Origin of the sequence: Actinokineospora fastidiosa (assembly GCF_014648415.1) — a bacterium.
GTDB lineage: Bacteria > Actinomycetota > Actinomycetes > Mycobacteriales > Pseudonocardiaceae > Actinokineospora > Actinokineospora fastidiosa.
Window position 1 is genome coordinate 125522 of the sequence record NZ_BMRB01000010.1, and the last position, 8157, is coordinate 133678.

Sequence of the window (8157 nt, forward strand, 5' to 3'; positions counted from 1 at the left end):
CCGGGGCGGTTGGTCTCCTCAAGGAGACCTCGGTCAGGGGCCTGCCCGCGTCGTCCCGCGGTGACGGCTCGCCCCGGCTTGTGGACCCTGGTTGACACCATCCGATCGGGATCGCGCGAGTCGCCCCGGCACGGCCGGGGTGTTTCCATGGTGTGGGTGGTGGAACATTGGCAACGCCTGTTCCGTTCGCGCAGGGCGCGCGACGTCATGGTCGCGCTGGTGATCGCCGGTCCCGCCGCCGTGGGACTGCTGACCGGCCTCTACCGCACGTCGCCCGCGCTGTCCCCGGCCGCGTTCGCCACGATCGCCGCGCTGTGCGCGATCGTGGTCGCGTTGTGGCGGCGGGAGTACGACTGGGCGGCCGTCGTGGTCGCCTGCGCCACGTTCGTGGTGACGGACCTGCCCTACCCGGTCTACGTGATGACCTTCTCGCTGACCCGGCGGCGGCGCTGGCTGCCCGCCGTCCTCAGCATGGGGGTGCTGCTGGTCCTGCCCGCCCACCAGGCGTTGTTCGAGCCCGTCGCGACGTCCGGTCACCTGTTCGAGTTCGAGGCCAGCCTGCCCGCGAGCGGGTTCAACGGGTTGGTCTACTGGTCCTTCGCCGCCGTCGCGCCCTTCGTCGTGGGCCTGGCGAAGAACAGCCTGGAGGAGGCGTCCCTCGACCGGGAGCGGCACGCCGCGCAGTCGGCCGAGCGCCAGCGGCGGCTGCGGGAGAGCACGCTGCGGGAGCGCAGCCTGGCCGAGCGGGCCCGGCTGGCGTCGATGATGCACGACGGCGTCGGCCACCACGTCAGCGTGATGGTGACCACGGCGGGCGCGATCAGCGTCGACGCCGCGGCCGCCGCGTCCATCAGGGACCGCTGCGACCTGATCGTGCGTGTCGGTCAGAAGGCCGTCGGGGAACTCGCCGAGGTGCTCGACATGCTGTCCGGGACCGACACCGAGGAGACGCGGTTCGCCATCGCGGACATCGCCGACCTCGTGCGCGACTACCGGTCCCTCGGCGTCGACGTGGCCTACTCGGTGGACGAGACCGTCGAGGCGTGCGACACGGCCATCGGGGACCTGTGCTACCGCATCGTCCGGGAGGCGCTGACCAACGTGCTGCGGCACGCCGACGAGCCGCGCGCCGACGTCCGGCTCGCCCACGCCGCCGACCGGATCCGGCTGACGGTGACCAGCCCGCTGGCCCCGCACGACCGCCACTCCCTGCCCGGCACCGGCCGGGGGCTGCGGCTGCTCGCCGAGGAGGCGGCACTGGCGGGCGGCGACCTCGCCGCCTGCCCGACCGAGGACACGTTCGTGCTGCGCGCGGAACTGCCGCCGCCCGACCGGGAGCGCGAAGGATGACCGACACCGTGATCAGGGTGGTCGTCGTCGACGACCAGACCCTCATCCGCGCGGGGACCAGGGCGATCCTCGAGTCCGCCGGGGACATCCATGTGGTCGGCGAGGCCGCCGACGGCGCCGAGGCGGTCGCCGTCTGCCGCGACCGCCGACCCGACGTGGTGCTGATGGACCTGCGGATGCCCCGCGTCGACGGGGTCACCGCCACCGCGCGGCTCAAGAAGGACCCGGACCCGCCGTACGTCCTGGCGCTGACCACCTTCAACGACGACCAGCTCATGATCGACGCGCTGACCGCGGGGGCGGACGGGTTCCTGCTCAAGCAACTCACCCCCAAGGACCTCATCAGCGCGGTCCGCGCGGTGCACGGCGGGGCGTCGGTGTTGAACACCGAACTCAGCAAACGCATCCTCCGCCGGATCGCGGGCAGGCTCACCCCGCCCACCGCCTTCCCCGACGCCGCCGACCGCCTCGACCTGCTCAGCGACCGCGAACGCGAGGTGCTCGGCCACGTGGGCCTCGGCCTCAACAACGCCGAGATCGCCGAACGCCTCTACATGAGCGTCTCGACGGTGAAGACCTACGTCTCCCGCACGCTGACGAAGCTGCACCTGGACAACCGCGTCCAGGCCGCACTGCTCGCCAACCAGCTCCGCCTGGCGCCCAGCGCGCCACCGCCCGACGCCTAGAACCCGTTGAGCCGGAAGGCGTTCGACGGAACCGTGCTTGTCGCCGTGCTCGCGGGCGTCCTACGGTTGTGCACTTCTGACATCCGCGACCCGGTGCGGCAGGGGGCATCCGTGGGTCCTCTGTCCGGGTTCGCCCGCGTTGTGCACTTATCGGCTCGATGAAGCGAAGGTCGGACCTATGGGCACGAAAGTCACGTTCGTCGAACTGACCACCTACGAGGGTGTTCTGCCGCTCGCGACCGGATACCTCCAGGCGTACGCGTCGCAGGATCCGGAGATCGCCGCCGAGTGCTCGTTCGAGATCGTCTCGCGCAACGTCGAGAGCGATCGTGACGCCATCGCCGAGGAGTTGATCGGCAGGGACAGCGACGTCTACGCGGTCAGCTGCTACCTGTGGAACATGGGCACCACCAAGTGGCTGCTCGAAGAGCTGCACCGGGAACGGCCGGACGCGAGGATCATCCTCGGCGGCCCGCAGGTGATGAACCACCTGGCCAAGTACGTCCCGCCGGAGCGGGAGAACATCGTCGTCTGCAACGGGGAGGGCGAGCGGACCTTCTACGCCTACCTCAAACAGGTAATCAGCGGGACGATGGACCTGCGCGCCGTGCAGGGGCTGAGCTTCTGGGAGAACGGCCAGGTGGTCACCACGCCGAAGGCCGAGCGGATCAAGGACCTGACCGAGGTGCCGTCGCCGTTCCTGACCGGGGTGTTCAAGGAGCGCGAGTACAGCTTCGCGATCCTGGAGACGAATCGCGGCTGCCCGTTCAACTGCGGCTTCTGCGCGTGGGGCGCGGCGACCAACGACAAGGTCTACAAGTTCGACGACGACCGGGTGAAGCAGGACATCACCTGGATCTCGGAGAACGGCTTCCACTCCATCTTCATCGCGGACGCGAACTGGGGCATCGGGCCGCGCGACGTGGAGTTCACCGAGTTCATCGTGGCGTGCAAGGAGAAGAACGGCCTGCCGTACCGGGTGGACGTGGCCTCGGCGAAGAACCGGCCGGACCGCACGGCCAGGATCACCCAGGTGTTCGTCGACGGCGGCATGGTGACCAGCCAGACGATCTCGCTGCAGTCCATGGACCAGGACACGCTGAACCAGATCCAGCGCAGCAACATCCGGCTGAGCGCCTACATCACGCTGCAGCAGACGCTGCGGGAGCGCGGGATCAACTCCAACGTCGAGCTGATCTGGCCGCTGCCCGGCGAGACGCTCCAGTCCTACCGCAAGGGCATCGCCGAGCTGTGCAGGCTGTCCGCCGAGGTGATCATCACCTACCCGCAGTTGCTGTTGCACAACACGCCCATCTACGAGCAGCGCGACGTGTTCGGCGTGCGGACCGCGCGGGTGCCGAGCGAGATCGCCGAGGCGGAGATCGTCGTCAGCACCCGGTGGGTCGACTCGGCGGAGTACGAGCTGGGCGTCTGGTACTCCTACATCGTCCAGGCGTTCTACAACGTCCGCTCGCTCTACTACCTGGCGAACTACCTCGACCGCGCCGGGGTCATGGCCTTCGAGGACTTCTTCGCCAGCGCGGTCGAGTACTTCCAGGGCAGGCTGGACACCCACGTCGGCCAGCACTTCGCCGAGTCGGTGAAGAACCTGGGGAACTACGACATCCGCGACAGCGGCCTGGTCGCGCACATGGTGCTGCACGCCCACCGCGGCGAGTTCGACGCCACGGTGGCCGACTTCGTGCGCAGGCAGCCGTGGTGGTCGCGGGACCCGCTGGCCCGCGCCGCCTTCGAGCTCGACCTGATCGCCCGCCCGTACATCTACGACGAGCCGATGCGGCTGCCCGACTACGAGTTCGAGCACGTCGCGTACGAGCCGATCGACGAGTACCGGGGCACGGTGACGGTGCCCGCCGAGGTGGGCGGCCTCCTGGCCGCGCTGGACATGCCGACCTACGACGGCCCGCCGCCGGAGCGGCTGCTCATCACCCACGGGCCGAAGCGCAAGAAGCCGCTCAACGACAAGTGGAGCCTGCACACGGCCACCCTGTACTGCCAGGGGATCTTCATCTGCCAGCGGGAGTACATCCCGACGTTCGAGGCGGCGCCGCCCGAGGGGTGAGGGCGGGCAGGCCGAAGCCGCCGGGGCGGGAGGGAACCCGCCCCGGCGGCTTGTCCGCGCTCAGCGAACGTTGCTGAGGGACCGTTCTAGTGCCGGGGACACGCGGTCGAACACAATGCGGCCCTGGTCAGTCCTCGTCGACCTTGATCGCGGCGCAGGGGCAGTTGGCGGCGGCTCGGCGGGCCTGGGCGGTGTGGGCGGGGGGTGGTTGGGGTTGGCGGAGGACGACGACACCGTCGCTGTCGCGTTGGTCGAACACCTCCGGGGCGATCATCACGCAGTTGCCGGTGCCGCAGCACCTTTCCTGGTCGACGGCGACTCGCATAGGGGCTCCTCGGCCTGGTCACCAGGTCACGGGCAGGGATTCCAGGCTGTAGGCGGCCGCGTTGGGCCGGAACTGGATGTCCTCGAACGGCACAGCCAGCCGCAGCGTGGGGAACCGCCGCAGCAGGGCGGGGAAGGCCACCTGCAGTTCCATCCGCGCGAGCGGGCGGCCGAGGCAGTGGTGGATGCCGTGGCCGAACGCCACGTGCAGCTCGGGGTCGTGGGCGAGGTCGAAGCGGTCGGCGTCCGGGTAGCGGGCGCCGTCGCGGTTGGCCGACTGGAGCGAGACCATGACGTGCTCGCCCGCCGGGATGGTCGTGCCGTCGATGGTCACGTCCGCCAGCGCGGTGCGGACCAGCGTGCTCGGCACGACGGAGAGGTAGCGCAGCATCTCCTCGACCGCGTGCTCGACGACCTCAGGGCGCTCCCGGATCACCGCGGCCTGGTCCGGGTGCCGGATGAGCAGGAGCGTGCCGATGGCGAGCACGTTCGCGGTCGTCTCGTGGCCCGCGCTGAGCAGCATGTTGGTCAGCCCGATGAGCTCTTCGTCGGTGATGTCGTCGCCGTGCTCGCGCACCAGCATGCCGAGCAGGTCGTCGCCGGGGTCCGCGCGCTGGGCGGCGACGAGGCCCGCCATGTACTCGTGCATCTCCATGAAGTTGGCCATGCCGTCCTCGTGCCGCACGTCCACCTCGACGGCCATCCGGCTGCGCCGCTGGAAGTCGTCGCGGTCGCGGTACGGGACGCCGAGCAGCTCGCAGATCACCAGGGACGGGATGGGCAGCGCGAAGACCTTCATGAGGTCGACCGGCCCGCCCGCCCGCGCCATGGCGTCGAGGTGCTCGGCCACGATGTGCTCGATGCGCGGGCGCAGCCGGTCCATGCGCTTCACCGTGAACTCGCCGGTCACCATCCGGCGCAGCCGGGTGTGCCCGGGCGGGTCCATGCCGACGAACATGCCGGGCGGGATCGGCGGCGCGTCGGCTGGTCCGTCGGGGTCGGGCGGGCGCAGCAGCGAGTCCGGCGGCGGGACGCTGCTGAACCGCGGGTCGCTGAGGACGGCGCGGACGTCGGCGTGCCGGGTGACCAGCCACGCGGAGTCCCCGCTGGGCAGCAGGAAGCGGGCGATCGGGTCCTCGGCGCGCCGCCGGACGATCTCCGGGGCCGGATCGAACGGGCAGTCCGGCGCGCGCTGGTAGGTCAGCGGCACGGACTGCGCGTCGGACACCCGGTTGTCGGTTCTGGACACGGTGTTTCCTCTCGGAGGAGGGCGGTCAGTTCTTGGCGGCGCGCAGGATGCTCACGACGGTCGCGGCCTGGTCTCCGCCGATCTCGACGAGACGCAGGCCCGCCGAGGCGAACAGGTCGCCGAACTCCCGCTCGGTGCGGACGGCCCCGCCGCAGGCGAGCGTGCACAGGTCGCTCATCAGGGCCACCGGATGCGCCGTCGTGTCGCCGTCCGGCAGGACCATGTCGATCACCAGCAGCACGCTGTCCTCCCGCATCGCCTCGTGGCAGGCGCGCAGGATGCGGACCACGTCGTCGTCCGGCCAGTCGCTGAGCGTGCTCTTGATGAGGTAGGCGTCGCGCCCCTCGGGCAGCGCGTCGGCGAGGAAGTCGCCCGCCACCAGCGTGCAGCGGTCGGCGACGCCCGCCTCCGCCAGCACGGCCGGGGTGTGGGTGAGGCTCGCCGCCTGGTCGAAGACCGTGCCGACCAGTCCGGGGTGCGCGGCCAGCAGCCCGGCCATCAGGATGCCGTTGCCGCCGCCCACGTCCACGATGTCGCGGACCCCGGTGAGGTCCAGCGCGGCGACGAGTTCCGGCACGTCGTGCCGGGCCACGTCCATCATCCACTGGTAGAACAGGGCCTGCGTCCGCGGGTTGTCGGCCATCCACTCGTAGCTCGACTTGCCGAACACGTGCTCCACGGCGGGCCTGCCGGTGCGCACGGTGTGGTCGATCCGCCCGGCGGCGCTCCACGTCGGCTCGCCGCTCATCTGCATGGCCATGAACTTCGCCGAACCCGGCACGTCCGCGCGCAACAGCCGCCCGATCGAGGTCAGCTCGTAGCCCTGGTCGCCCTTGTCGACGACGAGTCCCAGGTGCGCGGCGGCGCGGAGCAGTCTGCGCAGCGACGGCTCGTGGCACTCCGCGGCCTTCGCCAGCTCCGCCGGGGCGACCGGGCCGTCCGCGAGCCGGTCGGCGAGGTCGAGCGTCGCCATGGTGCGCACGACCTGTGCCGGGATGAAGCCGAACACCATGTCCAACAGCCGGGCGGTGTCGTCGTGAACCATGTGTCCACACCTTTCGTCTCGGGCAGCGGGTTTCGTCACCATGTCGCAGGCAGCTCGCGCAGCCCGCCGACGACCGGGTTGTCGTTGGGGCGCAGATGGTCCACCGGAACCGCGAGGCGCAGCGTCGGGAACCGCTCGACCAGGCGGCCGAACACGACCCGCAGCTCGACGCGGGCCAGGTTCCGGCCGACACACAGGTGCCTGCCGTGCCCGAAGGCCAGGTGCGGGTTGGGGCTGCGGGAGATGTCGAAGCGGTCCGGGCGCTCGAACGCGCGCGGGTCGTGGTTGGCCCCGATCAGGTTCATCACCACCGCGTCGCCCGCCTTGATCGTCACCCCGCCGATCTCGATGTCCGCGCCCGCGTAGTGGGCGAGCGCCTCACCGCCGGACATCCGGCGGCGCAGGATCTCCTCCACCGCCGAGGCGAGCAGCGACGGGTCCCGGCGCAGCGCGTCCCACTGGTCCGGGTTGGTCAGCAGGTGCAGCGCGCCCCACTGGATGACGACGACGGTGGTCGCGTTGCCCGCGAACAGCAGCCCGCTCGCCATCGCGCCCGCAGAGAAGGCGTCCAGCACGCCTGCCTCGCACGCGGCGGCGAGGTCGGACAGCACGTCCTCGGCCGGGTCGGCCCGCTTGCGCTCCACCAGCTCGCCCATGCTCGCGAACAGGCTCCCCATCGCCGCGCGCGAGCCCCGTGCGTCCATCGGGTCGGCGCCCTGCTCCGACCACTTCTGGAACCGCTCGCGCTCGTCGTGCGGCACGCCGAGCAGCTCGCAGATGACCAGCGTGGGCAGCGGGCGGGCCAGGGCGTCGACCAGGTCCACCGGCGGGCCGTGCTCGGCCATCGCCGTCAGCAGGTCGTCCACCAGCGCCTCGATCCTCGGCCGCAGCGCCGCCATCCGCCTGGCGGAGAAGGACTTCGCCAGCAGGGCGCGCATCGCTGCCTCGTTGTCGTACTCGGCCTGGTAGTCCTCGTACTCCCAGTCCGAGCCGTCGAGCAGCGCGGAGTGGGTCACCCGGGGCGCGTTCTCCGGGTCGGGGTGCGAGCGGGTCAGCCGGGGATCGAGGAACAGCCGCCGCGCCTCGGCGAAGCGGGTGACCATCCACGCCTCGTCGCCGACCATGGTGCGGAACCGCGACACCGGGCCGCGCTCCCGCATCCGCCGCACGGCGGGCGGGATGTCGAGGATGTCCGGGCGGTCGAACGGGCTCGTCGGCAGGTCGGGTTGCTCGGTCATGGCCCCTCCTGGGGATCGCGCCGGACTCAGGACACGGTGACGACCGGGCTCCCGCCGCCGTCGGTGTTGTCGGCGCCCTCGGCGTTCTCGGCCATCCGCATGGCCTCCTCGATCAGCGTCTCCACGATCTGGTGTTCGGGCACGGTCTTGATGACCTCGCCCTTGACGAAGATCTGGCCCTT

Annotated in this window: 7 protein-coding genes and 1 pseudogene; 3 read left to right on the forward strand and 5 right to left on the reverse strand. The window is 70.9% G+C overall.

Features of this window, described 5'->3' with window-relative positions; all coding sequences use genetic code 11:
• The first annotated feature begins 159 nt into the window (after nucleotides 1–159).
• The 3 genes from IEY98_RS30765 (at nucleotide 160) to IEY98_RS30775 (ending at nucleotide 4119) form a co-directional block, all read left to right on the forward strand.
• Nucleotides 160–1350 (forward strand): sensor histidine kinase, encoded by a 1191-nt coding sequence (locus IEY98_RS30765; RefSeq protein WP_189214199.1) that lies wholly within the window; start codon nucleotides 160–162, stop codon nucleotides 1348–1350.
• Nucleotides 1347–2036, forward strand: coding sequence for a response regulator transcription factor (locus IEY98_RS30770; protein ID WP_189214200.1), 690 nt, complete (start codon nucleotides 1347–1349; stop codon nucleotides 2034–2036). The genes IEY98_RS30765 and IEY98_RS30770 overlap by 4 nt, the downstream gene beginning before the upstream one ends.
• 178 nt (nucleotides 2037–2214) lie before the next feature.
• On the forward strand, nucleotides 2215–4119 hold the full coding sequence (locus IEY98_RS30775; RefSeq protein WP_189214201.1) for a B12-binding domain-containing radical SAM protein: 1905 nt from the start codon (nucleotides 2215–2217) through the stop codon (nucleotides 4117–4119).
• A 127-nt stretch (nucleotides 4120–4246) separates the two neighbouring features.
• Here IEY98_RS30775 and IEY98_RS30780 read toward each other — a convergent pair whose 3' ends face one another.
• From IEY98_RS30780 to IEY98_RS30800, 5 genes and pseudogenes are all read right to left on the reverse strand, one after another.
• Entirely contained in the window at nucleotides 4247–4444 is a 198-nt protein-coding gene (locus tag IEY98_RS30780; RefSeq protein ID WP_189214202.1) for a ferredoxin, read from the reverse strand.
• Nucleotides 4445–4462: 18 nt separating this feature from the next.
• Nucleotides 4463–5692 (reverse strand): cytochrome P450, encoded by a 1230-nt coding sequence (locus IEY98_RS30785; protein ID WP_229787773.1) that lies wholly within the window; start codon nucleotides 5690–5692, stop codon nucleotides 4463–4465.
• A 25-nt stretch (nucleotides 5693–5717) separates the two neighbouring features.
• Nucleotides 5718–6737, reverse strand: coding sequence for a methyltransferase (locus IEY98_RS30790; protein ID WP_189214203.1), 1020 nt, complete (start codon nucleotides 6735–6737; stop codon nucleotides 5718–5720).
• Between the two features lie 35 nt (nucleotides 6738–6772).
• Nucleotides 6773–7975 (reverse strand): cytochrome P450, encoded by a 1203-nt coding sequence (locus IEY98_RS30795; RefSeq protein WP_189214204.1) that lies wholly within the window; start codon nucleotides 7973–7975, stop codon nucleotides 6773–6775.
• Between the two features lie 26 nt (nucleotides 7976–8001).
• Nucleotides 8002–8157, reverse strand: a pseudogene (locus IEY98_RS30800) (flavodoxin-dependent (E)-4-hydroxy-3-methylbut-2-enyl-diphosphate synthase); the annotation flags it as partial.